This window comes from Phaeobacter sp. QD34_24 (genome assembly GCF_028890115.1).
Classification (GTDB): domain Bacteria; phylum Pseudomonadota; class Alphaproteobacteria; order Rhodobacterales; family Rhodobacteraceae; genus Phycobacter.
Genome location: NZ_JARCJD010000003.1, coordinates 39,799 through 55,604, shown reverse-complemented (window position 1 = coordinate 55,604; position 15,806 = coordinate 39,799). Strand labels below are relative to the sequence as shown.

General features: G+C 61.8%; 18 protein-coding genes. 10 read left to right on the top strand and 8 right to left on the bottom strand.

The features are described from left to right. Positions 1 to 106 precede the first annotated feature (106 nt). Positions 107 to 682 carry a YceI family protein gene (locus PXK07_RS03135; protein WP_274846733.1) on the bottom strand — a complete coding sequence of 192 codons (576 nt, stop codon included), beginning with the start codon at positions 680 to 682 and terminating at the stop codon, positions 107 to 109. A gap of 325 nt (positions 683 to 1,007) precedes the next feature. Here PXK07_RS03135 and rpsF point away from each other — a divergent pair, with 325 nt between their 5' ends. The 4 genes from rpsF to PXK07_RS03115 all read left to right on the top strand — a co-directional run bounded on the left by rpsF (position 1,008) and on the right by PXK07_RS03115 (position 2,830). Continuing rightward, on the top strand, positions 1,008 to 1,361 hold the full coding sequence (rpsF, locus tag PXK07_RS03130; protein WP_274846732.1) for a 30S ribosomal protein S6: 354 nt from the start codon (positions 1,008 to 1,010) through the stop codon (positions 1,359 to 1,361). A gap of 28 nt (positions 1,362 to 1,389) precedes the next feature. After that, positions 1,390 to 1,617, top strand: coding sequence for a 30S ribosomal protein S18 (rpsR, locus tag PXK07_RS03125; protein WP_005982441.1), 228 nt, complete (start codon positions 1,390 to 1,392; stop codon positions 1,615 to 1,617). 12 nt (positions 1,618 to 1,629) lie between these two features. After that, positions 1,630 to 2,250, top strand: a complete 621-nt coding sequence (gene rplI, locus PXK07_RS03120) for a 50S ribosomal protein L9 (protein WP_274846731.1) — start codon at positions 1,630 to 1,632, stop codon at positions 2,248 to 2,250. 217 nt (positions 2,251 to 2,467) lie between these two features. After that, on the top strand, positions 2,468 to 2,830 hold the full coding sequence (locus PXK07_RS03115) for a hypothetical protein (RefSeq protein ID WP_274846730.1): 363 nt from the start codon (positions 2,468 to 2,470) through the stop codon (positions 2,828 to 2,830). Here the strand turns inward: PXK07_RS03115 and PXK07_RS03110 are convergent. Together PXK07_RS03110 and PXK07_RS03105 are read right to left on the bottom strand one after the other, a co-directional pair. Then, on the bottom strand, positions 2,827 to 3,042 hold the full coding sequence (locus tag PXK07_RS03110) for a helix-turn-helix domain-containing protein (protein ID WP_342455853.1): 216 nt from the start codon (positions 3,040 to 3,042) through the stop codon (positions 2,827 to 2,829). The two genes, PXK07_RS03115 and PXK07_RS03110, sit on opposite strands and share 4 nt — an antisense overlap. 11 nt (positions 3,043 to 3,053) lie before the next feature. Continuing rightward, positions 3,054 to 3,563, bottom strand: coding sequence for a hypothetical protein (locus PXK07_RS03105; protein ID WP_274846729.1), 510 nt, complete (start codon positions 3,561 to 3,563; stop codon positions 3,054 to 3,056). A 186-nt stretch (positions 3,564 to 3,749) separates the two neighbouring features. On the opposite strand from PXK07_RS03105, the gene PXK07_RS03100 reads away from it, so the two are divergent. Then, the gene (locus PXK07_RS03100; protein WP_274846728.1) at positions 3,750 to 4,118 is read left to right on the top strand and encodes a glycine zipper domain-containing protein; all 369 of its coding nucleotides are present in this window, start codon (positions 3,750 to 3,752) and stop codon (positions 4,116 to 4,118) included. Between the two features lie 404 nt (positions 4,119 to 4,522). After that, on the top strand, positions 4,523 to 4,987 hold the full coding sequence (locus tag PXK07_RS03095; RefSeq protein ID WP_446728347.1) for a transglycosylase SLT domain-containing protein: 465 nt from the start codon (positions 4,523 to 4,525) through the stop codon (positions 4,985 to 4,987). 111 nt (positions 4,988 to 5,098) lie between these two features. On the opposite strand, the gene tig is transcribed toward PXK07_RS03095, so the two are convergent. From tig to PXK07_RS03075, 4 genes are all read right to left on the bottom strand, one after another. After that, positions 5,099 to 6,430, bottom strand: a complete 1,332-nt coding sequence (gene tig / locus PXK07_RS03090) for a trigger factor (protein WP_274846727.1) — start codon at positions 6,428 to 6,430, stop codon at positions 5,099 to 5,101. Positions 6,431 to 6,635: 205 nt separating this feature from the next. After that, positions 6,636 to 7,751: a porin gene (locus tag PXK07_RS03085; RefSeq protein ID WP_274846726.1), complete on the bottom strand. Its 1,116-nt coding sequence runs from the start codon at positions 7,749 to 7,751 to the stop codon at positions 6,636 to 6,638. 407 nt (positions 7,752 to 8,158) lie between these two features. Further along, the gene (locus PXK07_RS03080) at positions 8,159 to 8,695 is read right to left on the bottom strand and encodes a hypothetical protein (protein ID WP_274846725.1); all 537 of its coding nucleotides are present in this window, start codon (positions 8,693 to 8,695) and stop codon (positions 8,159 to 8,161) included. 100 nt (positions 8,696 to 8,795) lie between these two features. Further along, complete coding sequence (locus tag PXK07_RS03075; protein ID WP_274846724.1) at positions 8,796 to 9,671, bottom strand: LysR family transcriptional regulator; 876 nt, start codon at positions 9,669 to 9,671, stop codon at positions 8,796 to 8,798. Between the two features lie 144 nt (positions 9,672 to 9,815). Here PXK07_RS03075 and PXK07_RS03070 point away from each other — a divergent pair, with 144 nt between their 5' ends. The 4 genes from PXK07_RS03070 (at position 9,816) to PXK07_RS03055 (ending at position 14,818) form a co-directional block, all read left to right on the top strand. After that, complete coding sequence (locus PXK07_RS03070; RefSeq protein WP_274846723.1) at positions 9,816 to 11,249, top strand: form I ribulose bisphosphate carboxylase large subunit; 1,434 nt, start codon at positions 9,816 to 9,818, stop codon at positions 11,247 to 11,249. 42 nt (positions 11,250 to 11,291) lie between these two features. After that, complete coding sequence (locus PXK07_RS03065) at positions 11,292 to 11,648, top strand: ribulose bisphosphate carboxylase small subunit (protein ID WP_274846722.1); 357 nt, start codon at positions 11,292 to 11,294, stop codon at positions 11,646 to 11,648. 85 nt (positions 11,649 to 11,733) lie between these two features. Further along, entirely contained in the window at positions 11,734 to 12,537 is an 804-nt protein-coding gene (locus PXK07_RS03060; RefSeq protein WP_274846721.1) for a CbbQ/NirQ/NorQ/GpvN family protein, read from the top strand. Next, positions 12,503 to 14,818 (top strand): nitric oxide reductase activation protein NorD, encoded by a 2,316-nt coding sequence (locus PXK07_RS03055; protein ID WP_274846720.1) that lies wholly within the window; start codon positions 12,503 to 12,505, stop codon positions 14,816 to 14,818. The genes PXK07_RS03060 and PXK07_RS03055 overlap by 35 nt, the downstream gene beginning before the upstream one ends. A 2-nt stretch (positions 14,819 to 14,820) precedes the next feature. Here the strand turns inward: PXK07_RS03055 and PXK07_RS03050 are convergent, their stop codons facing one another. Next, entirely contained in the window at positions 14,821 to 15,756 is a 936-nt protein-coding gene (locus PXK07_RS03050) for a LysR family transcriptional regulator (protein ID WP_274846719.1), read from the bottom strand. Between the last annotated feature and the right edge of the window lie 50 nt (positions 15,757 to 15,806).

Here is a 15,806-nt window from a genome sequence, read left to right as displayed (position 1 = left end):
GCACAGGGTCCGCGTTTTTTTGCTCCGCCCCCCGATCAGGGCCACGAAAAACCGCCGGTCCCATCTGGAACCGGCGGCAAATTCGTTCTGGAAGGATCTGCCGACCTTATTCGGCCTTCATCGCCTCGACCGAGATCTGCAGCTGGACTTCGTCGCTGACATAGGGCGCGAATTTGCCCAGGCCAAAGTCGCTGCGCACCAGGGTGGTGGTGGCGTCGAAACCGGCCCAGGGCTTGCCCGCCATCGGGTGATCGCCGGTCTGGTTCAGCTTGGCATCCAGCACCACTGCCTTGGTCACACCGTTAAGGGTCAGATCGCCGGTGATCTTGGCGGTCTTGTCACCGGTGACCTCGATGCCGGTGGAGGTGAAGCTGACCATCTCCGCCTCGGAGGCCTCAAAGAAATCCTTGGACATGAAGTGATTGAAACGCGCCTCCCAACCGGTCAGCATCGACATCACCGGCATGGAGACCGATACGCTGGAGGCTGCGGGATCCTCCTGATCGAACATGATCTCGCCCTCAAAACCCGAGAACATGCCCCAGGTGGTCGAGAAGCCAAGGTGATTGTAGCTGAACACGATCTGGCTGTGGCTGGCATCCAGAACGTATTTTTCAGGGGCCGCAACGGCGGCAGTGGCGGCGGCGCCCGACAGGGCAGCGGCAAGCAAGAGGTTTTTCATCGTCAAAGACTCCATTGAGACACAAGCGTTGCAGGGTTAAACGTGATCCAGCCGCGCCTGAAATGATACGGGCAAATCTCCACATAACGTGTTCTTGATCGAACACTGGAACACAGACAAAGCCCTCAGCCGAACCTTTGCCCGCAAATGGCTCAGCACAGCGGCTGCGATGCGGCCCGCTTTATCGCTTGCCCTTCACGACAAAGCCTGTATACGGAGGCCTCCTTCCGCACGATTTTCGATCCGCGCAGCCTCTCGTGACCAGGCAGCGGAAGGCACAACCGCCCGGTCTATGAAATGCGCCTAGACAGAAACAGGAGTTCGCATGCCCCTCTATGAGCATGTAATGATTGCGCGTCAGGACCTGTCCAACTCGCAAGCTGAAGGCCTCATCGAACATTTTGGTGCCGTACTGGCTGACAACGACGGCAAGCTCGTCGACAGCGAGTACTGGGGCGTCAAGACGATGGCCTACAAGATCAACAAGAACCGCAAAGGCCACTATGCCTTCCTGCGCACCGATGCCCCCGCATCCGCCGTGCAGGAAATGGAACGCCTGATGCGCCTGCACGAAGACGTGATGCGCGTTCTGACCATCAAGGTCGACGAACACGCCGAAGGCCCCTCGGTTCAGATGCAGAAGCGTGACGACCGTGAAGGTCGCCGTGAACGCCGCTGATCAACGCTTGAGAAAAGGACGCTAAACCATGGCAGCCAAACCGTTTTTCCGCCGCCGCAAAGTCTGCCCCTTCTCGGGCGACAACGCGCCGAAGATCGATTACAAAGACACCCGTCTTCTGCAGCGCTACATCTCTGAGCGCGGCAAGATCGTTCCCTCCCGTATCACCGCCGTTTCGGCCAAGAAGCAGCGTGAACTGGCCCGCGCCATCAAACGCGCCCGCTTCCTCGCCCTGCTGCCCTACGCCGTGAAGTAAGGAGACCTCGAGATGCAAGTTATCCTTCTTGAACGTGTGGCCAAGCTGGGCCAGATGGGCGACGTCGTAGACGTCAAGCCCGGTTACGCACGCAACTTCCTCCTGCCCCAGGGCAAGGCGAAGACCGCATCCGAAGCCAATATCGCGGCTTTCGAATCCCAGAAGGCGCAGCTTGAAGCGCGCAACCTGGAGACCAAGAAAGAAGCCGAGGCTCTGGGCGAAAAGCTCGACGGTCAGCAGTTCATCGTGATTCGCTCCGCATCGGACGCCGGCGCGCTTTATGGTTCCGTCACCCCGCGTGACGCCGCCGAAGCCGCAACCGCCGATGGGTTCTCGGTCGACAAGAAACAGGTCGCCCTGATCGCTCCGATCAAGGAACTGGGCCTGCACGCCGTCGCCGTGAAACTGCACCCGGAAGTCGAAGTTCAGATCCAGCTGAACGTCGCGCGCTCGCAGGAAGAAGCCGAGCTGCAAGCCTCCGGCAAGTCGATCCAGGAGCTGGCCGCCGAAGAGGAAGCCGCTGCGGAATTCGAAATCTCCGAACTGTTTGACGACATCGGCTCCGCCGCGTCTGACGACGACGAAGGCGAAGCTGCTCCGGCAGCAGCAGGCGAAGAAGACACCAACGCCTGATCCCAATCGGATCTTTGCAACAGACAGAAAGGCCGCGCCCGATCGGGTGCGGCCTTTTCATGTGCAACGCTCGGCATGGCGTAACCGATGAACGCCCCTGCCCTGGCAGGCGCATTTCTGCCCAGCCCCTGACGCCGTCCTCTTCGCTCTGGCATGGCAACCGCGCGGGGCGTAGCATTCACTGCAAGGACGCGCGTTTGAACAAAGGAATTGGACGATGATGCTGAGAATTCTTGCCATTGCAGGCCTCTGCACCGCGGCGCTAAGCGGTTGCGACACGCCCTCAGTCGATGCGCCTCTGTCGGTGGCAGGCAGCCCAAAGCCCGGCTATCAGGCGGATCTGGCGCAATGCCAGGCCGAAGCGCAGCAGATTGGCCAGGGTCATATCGGCAAAAGCGCCGCCCTTGGCGGCGCCGGTGGCGCATTGGTCGGCGCCACGGAAAACAGCGACAAGGCGCTGGCCGGGGCCATTTTCGGCGCCATGGCAGGTGCAGCGGTTGGTGATGTGCAGGTCAAGCAGGCGCAGCGGGATTACCTGATCCGCTGCATGCAGGCCCGTGGTCACGCGGTGATCAACTAATCCTCAGCCTCCGGGCGGTATTCCAGGATATCGCCCGGCTGGCAGTCCAGATAGCGGCAGATCGCCTCCAGGGTGGCAAAACGCACGCCCTTGACCTTGCCGGATTTCAGCAAGGACAGGTTCGCCTCGGTAATACCGACCTCGGCTGCCAGCGCCCGCGAGGTCACCTTGCGCCGGACCAGCATCAGGTCCAGGTTCACGACAATCGGCACGGCCCCCTCCCCTATAGAAACTGGTTGTTCTCGTCTTCGATCTCGGCGGCGCGGATCAGCACGTCCGCAAGCGCAACCATCACCGTGGCCAAGACCAGGAATACCGATTCGATCTCAAAGGGCAGCCAGGAAATATCCATCTCCGCCATCGGGATGCGCCCATCGGCCATGGTGATCGGCACCACGTTCATGAAGGCATAAAGCCCCAGCCACATCATGCCCAGACCGATACCACTGCGCCTCAGACCGGTGGCCAGCGCACGAAACATATGCGCGCGCCCCAGCTTGAGCAGCAGATGCGCCTGCCAGAAGGTCAGCAGGATGCCGAGCAGAAATGTGACCGCAAAGACCAGCGCCAGGCCCAGCCCAAGCGGTGCAGGTGCAAAGGGCTGGGGATCAAAATCGGCCAGATCCCAGAGCTCCTCATGCTCTCCCATCGCTGTCAGCACGATGACCGACAGCACGTAAAAGGTCATCAATGCCCCGGTGATGACCATAAGACCCCGCGCAATCAACGCCATATCACCCTCCTCTTTCGGCTCTCCCCTGTGATGTCAGCCTTTCCTTGCAAGAGCAAGTTCTTTCCCTAAATCGATACTGATTTATTGTTTTACAGAAATTTCTTGTTGCACAGGAAAAATTCTTATCTATGGTCCGCCGCATATCCGGCCCTCTCCCCGGGCCGGGCAAAATTCAAAGGACATAGTATGACCACCAAGATTACCCTGACCGCCGCTTCCATTGTGACTGGACTGCTTGTTTCCGCCTGCGACATGGCACCAACGGCACAGCCCCTGCGGTTGAGCGGGCCTGTGGGCGCGCGGTTTGCTCAGGATGAAGCTGAATGTAGATCTATCGCCATGCGCTATGATCAGAACCTTGCGTCAGAGGGGGCCGTTGCAGGGGCGCTGATCGGCGCCGCCATCGGTGCAGGCGAATCCCACGAAGACGCCCTGGCTGGTGCCGCAATCGGCGGCCTGATCGGCGCTGCCGAGGGCACGGTCGACAAGGAGGAAAGCCAGCGCAACATGGTGATCCGCTGCATGCAGAACCGCGGGCATCCGGTGATCGGCTGACCTCCAGCAGTGGCGCGACAGAGGGCTGTACTGGCCTGACGAACACGCCAAATACAGAGGTGGGGCCGCGATTTGTGGGAAACAGGCGCGGCCCCTTACTGCTCTGGTTTCGGGTCGGTCCGCAGGCGAAAGCGAAGCGACCCTTTCTGAGGGATTTCTGCCTCAACATGCAGGCTCAGTGTGACATTTCCGTCGAAAGTAAACAAATCCTTAGAAATTCGAATTGTTTGCATTTTGCGCGATCCGCCGCAGCGACGCGCCAGGGCAAGAGACTTTCCGCCGATCATCGGTAAGGTTTTGCCGATGTGGTGCCGGGATGAAGCAGAGCAATTGTCTGACCCGCCCGTGCTGACTACCGTCCGATTGGACATGGATCCGTCACGGCTCGCAAAGGATGGGCATTTATGAAACGGCGTGAATTTCTGACTGTACTGCTTCTTCCCATGGTTTCAGCGGCCTGCAGCCGCCCCACGCCATCCGTGAGCCGGGCGGAACCGCCGCTTTTCCCCAACGAAACGCCCGAGCTGCGCCAGAAGATCAATCACTGGTCGGACCATTACGCCGTGCCCCGCAGCCTGGTCCATCGTCTGGCCGTGCGGGAGAGCACCCATCGCCCCCATGCGCTCAATCGGCCCTATTACGGGCTATTGCAGATCCTGCCTGCCACGGCGCGCACCATGGGCTTTCGCGGGGCGCCGCCAGAGCTACTGGATGCCGATACCAACCTGAAATACGCGGTCAAATACCTGCGCGGCGCCTGGCTCTTGGCGGATGGCAGCCAAGATGTCGCAATCCAGCACTACGCCCGAGGCTATTATTACGAGGCGAAACGGCGGGGCATGCTGACGGAAACCGGCCTGCGCAGTTGATCCCCGCAGCCATCGGCCCCCAGCCGCGCCACAATCCGCACTGCACCCTTGCACGAAAAAGGCCGCCTCAACCGGGCGGCCTTCTCGTTATCCACGGTAAGAGCGGAGGACTTATTCGTCGTCCAGCGCCTCAACAGCCTTCTGCAGGTCTTCTTTGGAGACCTCTTTCTCGGCAACGGTGGCCTGTTCAAAGACGTGGTCAATGACCTTGTCTTCGAAGATCGGCGCACGCAGCTGCTGCTGCATCTGGGCGTTCTGCTGGATGAACTCGAAGAACTGACGTTCTTGGCCCGGGTACTGACGCGCCTGCGCCATGATCGCCTGGGTCATTTCCGCGTCGGTCACTTCCACTTCGGCTTTCTGGCCCAGCTCGGCCAGCAGCAGGCCCAGACGCACGCGGCGTTCGGCCAGCTTGGTGTGCTCTTCGGTCGCTTCGATTTCACCGTGGTTGTGATCGTGCACCTCGGGGTTATCCTCGTGCCACAGCTGATGCGCGATCTGCTTGGCTTCGGCGTCCACCAGCGACGGCGGCAGGTCGAAGGAGACCAGTTCGTCCAGCTTGTCCAGGGTCGCGCGCTTCATCACGGCACGGGCGGCACCGGCGTATTCGGCTTCCAGACGCTCGCGGATCTGACCCTTCAGGGCCTCCAGATCTTCGGCGCCGAATTTCTTGGCCAGTTCGTCGTCGATCTCGGCCGCCTTCGGCGCCTTCACTTCCTTGACGGTGCAGGTAAATACGGCTTCCTTACCGGCCAGGTTTTCCGCCTGGTAGTCTTCGGGGAAGGTGACGGTCACGTCTTTTTCTTCACCGGCCTTCACGCCAACCAGCTGCTCTTCGAAGCCGGGGATGAAGGAGTTGGAGCCCAGCACCAGCGGGTAATCTTCGGCGGAACCGCCGTCGAAGGCTTCGCCATCGACCTTGCCGACGAAATCGATCACGACCTGGTCGCCATCTTCCGAGGCAGCACCTTCGTCGCGGGCGTCAAAATCCTTGGCGGTTTCGGCCAGGTTCCCCAGCGCTTCATCAACGGCTTCGTCTTCGGCTTTCACCACAAGTTTCTCAACCGAGATCACGGAGAGGTCGACCTCGGGGATCGCGGGCAGCGCCTCGTAGGACATCTCGACGTTGACGTCGTCGCCTTCTTTCCAGTCCTCGTTGGTCATCTTGACCTCGGGCTGCATTGCAGGGCGATCGCCGCTGTCTTCGAAGTGCTTGTTCATGGCGCCATCGATGGCTTCCTGCATCACTTCGCCCAGCAGGCGCTGACCAAATTGCTTGCGCAGCAGCGCCATCGGCACCTTACCCTTGCGGAAGCCCTTCATTTCGACTTCGGGCTGCGCTTCGACCAGCTTTTCGCTCACCTTCTCGTCCAGCTCGGCAGCTGTGACGGTGATGGCGTAGCCGCGTTTCAGACCTTCGTTCAGCGTCTCGGTGACCTGCATCCTATACCCCATAGAGATTCGGGGCGCGCGCGCAGGCTCCGCCCCCAGACAATTTGTGGCCTTCTATTGGCATGGGGGCTTCGGCGCAAGAGGCATTGCCGCTCTCGATGTGACATTGCGCAGGTTTCTTGAGGTTTCACGGCCCCACAACGGCAAAACACGCCCCGAAGGGCGTGCTGCAATCGCAAATCTCGCAGCGTGCTGCTCAGAACTTCCAGCGTGCACCGGCCAGGATCACGTTGCTGTCCTGATAGGCGGTCGCGGAGGTATCCGAGTAGGAATAGTCGCGATAGGCGAGATAGGCTTCGACATTGTACTTGTCGATCTTCTGAACCGCGGCCACGCCCCAGGATTGCGCCGAGTCGCCCACGCTGACCATGTCGGAACCATCGTAGTAATCGAGCGACAGCGAGGTGGTGCCCGCAGCGATCCAGTTGGCGCTGTAGCCCAGCTTGGCATAGGCGTAGCTGCCCGCGATATCGCGCTCTCCGGCGGCAACCGACAGCGACAGGCCGGTGGGTTTATGGGCCACCGCAACCGAGCCTACGACATCGCGAATATCGGCCCGGCCGGTCTGTTCGGTCCAGGCCGCACCCAGGGCGGCATCAACGGCGAAGTCACCGAATTCATTGCCGTAGCGCACTGCGATATCATAGGTTTCCCGGTCGTTGTTGGTGCGCAGGATATCGGTACCGTAGGAGGCGGAGAAGGTGAAACCACCAAAATTGGCCGAGTCATAACGGATACGGCCCAGGCGGCCGCCGTCATAGTCGCTGAAGGCATCGCCCACGGAAACCCCGCTCAGGGCGCCGCCCGCGGTGCGGAAGGCATAGCCACCGGCCGCGTCGCTGACCGAGACACCCGCAGCCACGCCGGTGCCCGAGGCATCGCTGCCCGCGATCCCGTCAGAGGCCATGGAGCCCTGACCGGCGGAGAACTTGCCATACCGCGCGGTGTCATACTGGAAATCCACGTGGCGGATACGGGTGCGGTTCCAGGTCAGGGTGTCTCCCTTGGAGGTCTGGCTGACCCCATCCGAGGCGCGCAGGCCAAAGGCGGTTTCGAACCGGAAGGTCAGCGTATTGTCGCCATAGGCCTGCTTCAGCCAGAAACCGATGCGCGAATTCGAGCCGGTGTTGTCGACCAGGCGATCGTAGGTCTCGGCGCCATCATCGTAATATTGGAAGGCCGGGTTGAACTGGCCATACCAACTGAAGGACCCGCCGGTGCTGTTTTCATAGGTCGGCCCTGCAAAGGCGGGCGCTGCAAGGGTCGCGGCAACGGAAGCTGCCAAGGCTCTGGTTGCAAATTTCGGTGTCATTAGATGTCTCCTGACGTTGTCATACGGCACGGCGGCCCCAATCCCCGGCGGCTGCACCTTCAGGAGAGGTAACAACGGCGCAATTGCCGCAGCACCCTTGAAAACGCCAGCGCGCTGACAGCTAGGACCCACTGCCATGGCTGGGCGGAATGTTGCCAATTCCCCCCAATCATTGGCAGGTTTACGCCAGAAAATCAGGTGTTTATGTAATGCAATTCACATATCGCATGCAGTACTCACAGGGCAGCAATGCCCCGCACGCAACACTCTTGAACACTTCTCAAATGTGCGTGAGCGCACACAAATTTGTTATCGGGATTTAGGCGCCCCTGCCGTCACATTGCGGTGAGTGCAAGAGCAACAGCACAATCAACACATGCGCGACCCTGTGGGTGCGCGGTCTCGGCTCACACCCGTCGTGCCTGGGTCAGCACCAGAATATCCTGAGCTGCCCTCGGCGCGGGAGGGACCGGTGCCGCAGGTTGCCGCCCGAACTCCAGACGCTCCACCTCCGCCATGAAGGCCTCCAGCTCCTGTGTCGGCTCGCCGAAGAATTCCGCGAGCTTCACCTGCTCCCGGCTCACCTGCCGCAGGTCCAGTCGTTCCTCGGCATCGAACATGGAGACCTGATAGCCGATCTTGGCAAAGCCTTGCCGGGACTGCGCCAGCGCTGCCGCCCCGCGCCGGGACAGCATCCGGAGAAAACTCGCATCGCGATACCCCGCAGCCGATAGTTCGGCCGTCAGCGCGTCGATCTCGCGGGGGGAAATATCTGTCAGGTCATAGCGATCAAAGACAGCATCGATTTCCGTCTTTCTGGGCTGCCCCCAGCGGATGAAGCGCACCACCTTGTCTGCGGCAACAGCGGGGATGGCACGCAGCGCATGGGTGCTCCCGGTCAATGCGTTGGACGCTTGCGAGATGGCGGCGTTGGCTTGTGTCATCGGGGGAACCTGCTTCTTTCTGAACCATCCCCATGGTGACCAAATATGGTAAATACAGCGCTAAGAAGACCAGACAATTGCCCGGAATGTGCGGGCGGCGTCAGCCCTTCCTCTCCTCTGCCTGCCTGAGCTCCGTCAGAAAGGCCTCTGCCGCCAGGGAGAGCTGCCGCGCCCGAGGCCAGGCCACGTGCCAATGACGGATGATTGGAAAGGGGGCTACCTCCAGTTCGACCAGATACCCGTGACGCAGTTCCAGCGCGACGGTGGAACGGCTGAGCACCGACAGGCCCAGCCCGGCGATCACCCCCTGTTTCACCGCCTCATTGGCCCCCAGTTCCAGTTTCACGCGCGGGGTGGCACCCGCCTCTTCGAAACAGCGCTCTGCCGCCAGCCGCGTGCCGGATCCGCTTTCCCGGGTCAGGAACGGGTATTCGGCCAGATCCCTCATGGTGAGACCGGGACGCCTGGCCAGCGGGTGATCCGGCGGCGCGATGGCTACCAGGGGGTTTTCCGCGAACCGCTCGATCTCGGCCTCCAGGCTTTCGGGCGGGGTGCCAAGAATGTATAGATCATCCGCGTTTTGGGCAAAGCGCGCCAGGATTTCCTCGCGGTTGCAGACGGTCAGCGCCACCTCGATTCCCGGATAGGAGCGATTGTAAGCCCCGATCCGGGCCGGGATGTCGTATTTCGCGGTGGAGACCACCGCCAGGCGCAACCGCCCGCGCGCAAGCCCGCGCAATTCGGCAAGGCGCATATCCAGATCCTCGGCCTCTGCCAGGATGCGCTGTGCCGACAGCAACACCACCTCTCCGGCCTCGGTCAGGAACAGGGTCTTTCCCATCCGCTCGATCAGCTTGTGACCGGTCTGTTCCTCCAGTTGGCGCACCTGGGCAAAGACGGCCGGCTGGGTCAGATGCAGCACCTCGGCCGCGCGGGTGTAGGAAAGCTGCTGCGCAACCTCCTGAAAAATCTGCAATTGTCGGAGTGAGTATCGCATGAATAAATAATAATATATTCTGAAACTAAAAACTATTCATTTTTATATATTCATTAACTATGGCTTCCTGTCCCCGATGAAGTGGCCCGCCCATATGGGTCGCCACGCGGAGGAGACACACCCATGAATATGCATGCACCAGCCAAGAAATACGACGCCGGCGTCAAGGACTACCGCTCCACCTATTGGGATCCCGCATATAGCCCCAAGGACACCGATGTTCTGGCGGTCTTCAAGGTGATCCCTCAGGACGGCGTGCCGCGCGAGGAGGCCGCCGCTGCCGTGGCCGCCGAAAGCTCCACCGGCACCTGGACCACGGTCTGGACCGACCTTCTGACCGATCTCGACCACTACAAGGGCCGCGCCTACCGGATCGAGGATGTGCCGGGCCAGGACGAAGCCTTCTATGCCTTCATCGCCTACCCCGCGGATCTGTTCGAGGAAGGCTCGGTCGTCAATGTCTTCACCTCGATCGTCGGCAATGTCTTTGGCTTCAAGGCCGTGCGCTCTTTGCGCCTTGAGGACGTGCGCTTCCCGATCTGGTTCGTCAAAACCTGTTTCGGCCCGCCCCATGGCATCCAGGTCGAGCGCGACAAGATGGACAAATACGGCCGTCCCCTGCTCGGCTGCACCATCAAGCCGAAGCTGGGCCTCTCGGCCAAGAACTATGGCCGCGCCGTATACGAGGTGCTGCGCGGGGGGCTCGATTTCTCGAAAGACGACGAGAACGTCAACTCCCAGCCCTTCATGCGCTGGCGGGATCGTTTCCTGTTCTGCCAGGAGGCCATCGACAAGGCCCAGGCCGAAACCGGCGAGCGCAAGGGTCACTACATGAACGTCACCGCCCCCACGGTGGAAGAGATGTTCAAACGCGCCGAATTCGCCAAGGAAATCGGCACCCCGATCATCATGTCCGACTATCTGACCATCGGCTGGGCGGCGCATAACTCCCTGTCGAAATGGTGCCGCGACAACGGCATGCTCTTGCACGTGCACCGCGCCATGCACGCGGTGATGGACCGCAACCCCAACCACGGCATCAACTTCCGGGTGCTGACCAAACTTTTGCGGCTTCTGGGCGGCGATCACCTGCATTCGGGCACCGTTGTGGGCAAGCTGGAAGGCGACCGCAACGCGACCTTGGGCTGGATCAACCTGATGCGCGACAAATTCGTCAAGGAGGACCGCGAGATGGGCGTCTTCTTCGATCAGGACTGGGGCAGCATGCCGGGCGTCTTCCCTGTCGCCTCGGGCGGGATCCACGTCTGGCACATGCCCGCGCTGGTGTCGATCTTCGGCAATGATAGCGTCCTGCAATTTGGCGGCGGCACCCTGGGCCACCCCTGGGGCAATGCGGCGGGCGCTGCGGCCAACCGTGTGGCGCTAGAGGCCTGCGTGCAGGCCCGCAACGAAGGGCGCGAGCTGGAAAAGGACGGCAAGGACATCCTGATGGCGGCGGCGAAACATTCGCCCGAGCTGAAATCCGCGATGGAGACCTGGAAGGAAATCAAGTTCGAGTTCGACACCGTCGACAAGCTGGACGTGCAGCACCGCTAAGCCCTGCTCAGCCCTCGAACACATATCAAAAGGACCAAACCCATGAGCACCATTCAGGACTACCCCTCCCGCCTGTCGGATCCCGCCTCGCGCAAGATGGAGACCTTCTCCTACCTGCCGGAAATGACCAAGGACCAGATCCGCAAACAGGTGGAATGGATCGTCACCAACGGCTGGAACCCGGCAATCGAACATACCGAGCCGACCAATGCCTCGGGCTATTACTGGTACATGTGGAAGCTGCCGATGTTCGGCGAAACCGACGTGGACGCGATCCTGGCCGAGCTGGACGAATGCCACGCCGCCAACCCCAAGCACCACGTTCGTCTGCTAGGTTATGACAATTTCACCCAAAGCCAGGGCGCCAATATGGTCGTCTACCGCGGCGAGATGATCTGATGCCCCTGCTGCCCGGCGCTCCCTCGTGCCGGGCAGCACATCCCAAGCCCAGACCAGATTGCCCGGCCAAGAGGAGGAGCCCGCCATGAAAGACATGCTTGACGACTTCCGCGTCACCGATGCGCCCTTCTGGCGGCAGACCGGCGATGAGGTGGAGCTGTTCACCGCCGCCTGGGATGCCCGCATTCCCGTCATGCTGAAAGGCCCGACCGGCTGCGGCAAGACCCGCTTTGTGGAGCACATGGCCTGGAAACTGGGCCGCCCGCTGGTCACCGTCGCCTGCAACGAGGATATGACCGCCTCGGATCTGGTGGGGCGCTACCTGCTGGATGCGGACGGCACCCGTTGGCAGGACGGCCCGCTGACCTTTGCCGCCCGTCACGGCGCGATCTGTTACCTTGATGAAGTCGTCGAGGCCCGCCAGGACACCACCGTCGCCATCCATCCGCTGACCGATGACCGCCGGGTTCTGCCCCTGGAAAAGAAGGGCGAGCTCTTACAGGCGCATCCCGATTTCCTGATCGTGATCAGCTACAACCCCGGCTATCAGTCCCTGATGAAGGATCTGAAACAATCGACAAAACAACGCTTTGCGGCGATGAACTTCACCTGGCCCGAGGGCGAGACCGAGGTCGAGATCCTGGCCCATGAAGCGGGCATCGACAGTGAAACCGCAGGCAAGCTGGTGGAGATCGGCGCGCGCTCCCGCAACCTAAAAGGGCACGGGCTGGACGAAGGCGTGTCCACCCGGATGCTGATCCACGCCGGCCGGTTGATCAAGGGCGGGATCGCGCCGCGCGCCGCCTGTTCCATGGCGCTGGTCAACTCCATCACCGATGATCCGGATATGCGCGATGCTCTCGATGCCGCAGTCGCAACCTGGTTCTGAGGCGCTGCCCGCCGATCACACGGGCCTGCTGGACAGCCTGCCGGGTGAGGTTGCCGAAGTTCTGCTTTCCGCCCTGCCCGATGCCCGGCGCAAGCTGTCGCCCCGCGCTTTGGACACTTGGCTGCGCGGCGCTGAGGCCCTGATGCAACTGGGCCGCGGCACGGATCCGGTCATCGCCTGGATCGAGGCGGCACCTGCCCTTGCCCGGGATCTGGGCGAAGACGTTCTTGGCGATCTCTTGCCGCTGCTGCTGGGCTTTGCCTCGCGCACCTCGGGCGCGGTGATTGCCCGACTGCTGGAGACCGCACCGCAGGCCGCGATGCGTCTTGGCGATGCAACGCTTTTCATGGCCTACCTGCGCTTCCTGGAGCACCTTCTGGCCCGCGCACCCCGTGCCGTTCGGTCCATGCTTGACCACCTTGGCGATCTTCTGGAGATTCTGACCCTTGGAGGCTTACGCCGCTGGGCCGATTGGGGGGTGGAAGCGCACAGGACGAACTTCAAGGAACTGCTCGCCTATTTCTCGCTGGAAACCGAGGAAAGCCGCGCCGTCATTCAGCGCGAGCGCAAGGGCACGCTTCTGGTAGATGTGCAGCGGCGGCTGATGATCTACCTGCGCGCCCTTTGGGGGCGGGATTTCATGCTGACACCCACCGCGGGCGATTTCGAAGACCGCGCGGGCCTGCGCCCCTATTACGAGGGCTACAGCCTACACCTGCCCGACGCGTTGGATGACTGGCAGGATCAGCCTGCGCTGGATCTCTACCGGGCGCAGGCCGCCCATCTGGCCGCGCATCTCGCCTGCCTGCGCAAGCCCATTCAGGGCGAAGGGTTGAACGCGCTGCAATCGGCCATGATCGGCCTCATTGAGGACGCCCGCGCCGAGGCGCTCGCCATTGCCCGCCTGCCCCGGTTGCGCGATCTCTGGGCGCCATTTCACCAAGGCACCGCGCCGGGCATCGCCGGAGAGTTCGACCGCATCGCCCGCGCGCTCTTGCTGCCGGATCAGGCGCCCGAAAGCGATCTTGCGTCCTGGGTTCGGGGCGAATTGGTGCAGCTGGATCTGATGGACAACGAAGCCGCCCGCACCCTGGGCCTGCGCCTGGCCGAACGCCTGCGCGGCCAGCCCTATTCGGCCTATTCCGATCACCCCTCCTGCCCCTATCGCTGCGACAACCGGCTCTTGTGGGCGTTCGAGGAGCTGGAATTCAACACCGAATACGCCCCGCCGCCGCAGGTTCGCAAATATGTCTCGGTCAGTGAAATGGTGAACGAGGTCGAGGTCGAAACCGCAGGCGAGGACGCGCAGGAAATCTGGGTGCAATCGGCGGAGTTCTTCGACGACGACGGCCAGAGCTATAATGAGAAGGAAGGCCGCGAGCCGCTGGCGCCGCCGGTGACCTATGATGAGTTCGACCATACAATCCAGATGATGCGCCCGGCCTGGGCCACGGTGCTGGAGCGCCGCCCGCGTCTGGGGGATCCATCCGAGGCCGAGGCGATCCTAGCCGAACATCGCCCGGTGATGGAGCGGCTGAAGCACCGGCTGGACGCCATGCGCCCGCAAGGCATGCAGCGCATCCGCAAGCTGGAGGATGGCGATGTGATCGACATCGGCGCCGCCATAACCGCCGCCATCGACATTCGCATGGGTCGCCAGCCCGACCCGCGGGTGATGATGCGCCAGGTGCACAAGACCCGCGACACCGCCGTGATGGTGCTGCTGGATCTGTCGGAATCGACGAACGATCCCGTGGGCGATGGCTCCACCGTGATGGACCTGACGAAATCGGCCTGCGTCCTGCTGTCAGAGGCGATTAACCGCGTCGGCGATGCCTTTGCAATCCATGGATTTTGTTCCGATGGGCGCGCTCAGGTCTATTACGAGAGGTTCAAGGATTTCGACCAGCCCTGGGAAGACTTGGCAACCGCCCGCCTGATGGGCGCCGAAGGACGCCTGTCAACGCGCATGGGGACCGCCATTCGCCATGCCACGGCGCAGATGAAGCGGGTGAAGGCCACGCGCAAGCTGATGTTGGTTCTGACCGACGGTGCGCCTGCCGATATCGACGTGCGCGATCCGCAATACCTGCGCGCCGACACCCGCCGCGCGGTGGAGGAAGCCACGCAAAGCGGTATCACCCCCTTCTGCCTGACCCTGGATCCAGGTGCCGATACCTATGTGCAGCGCATCTTCGGCCCGCGCGGCGCGATGATCCTCGACCGGGTGGAGCGCCTGCCGGAACGGCTGCCGCAGCTCTATGCGGCGCTCACCCGCTGAGACTATGTCTTGAACTGAGGAAGATAAGCGCCTGACAAGGCATCTATTTCCCTGGCGCAAAGCTGGGTTGCCGGAGGCACTTCTTCACCATCGGCGGCGCCGGTGATCAGATACCAATGGCGCATCACCGGCAGATCCCGCCCCCGCAGCAGCGCCAGGCGCCCCGCTTCCAACTCGTCATGCACCGTGTGCAGCGACAGGAAGGCAATCCCCAATCCGGCCAGAACCGCCTGCTTGATGGTCTCGTTGGAAGGCATCTCCACCTTCTTCGGGCTTTGCCCCTCTCCCAACCGTTCGATGAACCGTTCCATCAGGATCCGGGTACCCGAGCCTTCCTCGCGGCTGAGAAAGGTCTCCTGCAGCAACCGGTGCGGCGCATAACCATCCTCCTGTGCCAGCGGATGATCCGGCGGCAGGACAATCCCATGCGGATGCGGCCCCAAGGGAATCGCCCGATGAATGACGCTGCGCGGCGGACGCCCCATGATCGCCAGGTCGTATTCTCCCCGGCCAAGCGCCTGGATCACCTCGGACCGGTTGGCCACCCGCAAAGATATCTCCACATCCGGAATCCGATCCTGCAGCAGCCGCACCAGACGGGGCACGAAATACTTCGCGGTGGAGACTGTTCCCAACACCACATGGCCCCGCCGCCCCTCTGCCAGGGCCAGGATCTGGCGCTCTGCATGCGACAAATTCGCCTCGATCCGATGGGCAGCAGCCAGCATCTCCTGCCCGGCGGCGGTCGGAGAAAACCCGGTGCCATCCTTCGCACGTTCCAGCAGAGCCTCTCCAACTGCGCCTTCCAGGTTCTTGATTTGGCTGTGAATTGTCGGCGGCGTCTGATGCAGAAGATCCGCTGCCCCCGTCAGGCTGCCGGTTTCCGCGACCGCCAGAAGCGCACGCAACTGCTTGAGCGTGATGGCATCAACTCGCATATTCGAAACCTTCTAATCCAAGTTCACATTTTTTAAATTCCTTAAAAATT

Coding starts and splice junctions, on each gene's coding strand:
- rpsR (WP_005982441.1), top strand. CDS start 1,390: ATGGCAGCCAAACCGTTTTTCCGCCGCCGCAAAGTCTGCCCCTTCTCG.
- PXK07_RS03100 (WP_274846728.1), top strand. CDS start 3,750: ATGACCACCAAGATTACCCTGACCGCCGCTTCCATTGTGACTGGACTG.
- PXK07_RS03095 (WP_446728347.1), top strand. CDS start 4,523: ATGAAACGGCGTGAATTTCTGACTGTACTGCTTCTTCCCATGGTTTCA.
- PXK07_RS03055 (WP_274846720.1), top strand. CDS start 12,503: ATGCTCTCGATGCCGCAGTCGCAACCTGGTTCTGAGGCGCTGCCCGCC.
- PXK07_RS03060 (WP_274846721.1), top strand. CDS start 11,734: ATGAAAGACATGCTTGACGACTTCCGCGTCACCGATGCGCCCTTCTGG.
- tig (WP_274846727.1), bottom strand. CDS start 6,430: ATGCAGGTCACCGAGACGCTGAACGAAGGTCTGAAACGCGGCTACGCC.
- PXK07_RS03070 (WP_274846723.1), top strand. CDS start 9,816: ATGAATATGCATGCACCAGCCAAGAAATACGACGCCGGCGTCAAGGAC.
- PXK07_RS03105 (WP_274846729.1), bottom strand. CDS start 3,563: ATGGCGTTGATTGCGCGGGGTCTTATGGTCATCACCGGGGCATTGATG.
- PXK07_RS03080 (WP_274846725.1), bottom strand. CDS start 8,695: ATGACACAAGCCAACGCCGCCATCTCGCAAGCGTCCAACGCATTGACC.
- rpsF (WP_274846732.1), top strand. CDS start 1,008: ATGCCCCTCTATGAGCATGTAATGATTGCGCGTCAGGACCTGTCCAAC.
- PXK07_RS03050 (WP_274846719.1), bottom strand. CDS start 15,756: ATGCGAGTTGATGCCATCACGCTCAAGCAGTTGCGTGCGCTTCTGGCG.
- PXK07_RS03135 (WP_274846733.1), bottom strand. CDS start 682: ATGAAAAACCTCTTGCTTGCCGCTGCCCTGTCGGGCGCCGCCGCCACT.
- PXK07_RS03085 (WP_274846726.1), bottom strand. CDS start 7,751: ATGACACCGAAATTTGCAACCAGAGCCTTGGCAGCTTCCGTTGCCGCG.
- rplI (WP_274846731.1), top strand. CDS start 1,630: ATGCAAGTTATCCTTCTTGAACGTGTGGCCAAGCTGGGCCAGATGGGC.
- PXK07_RS03115 (WP_274846730.1), top strand. CDS start 2,468: ATGATGCTGAGAATTCTTGCCATTGCAGGCCTCTGCACCGCGGCGCTA.
- PXK07_RS03065 (WP_274846722.1), top strand. CDS start 11,292: ATGAGCACCATTCAGGACTACCCCTCCCGCCTGTCGGATCCCGCCTCG.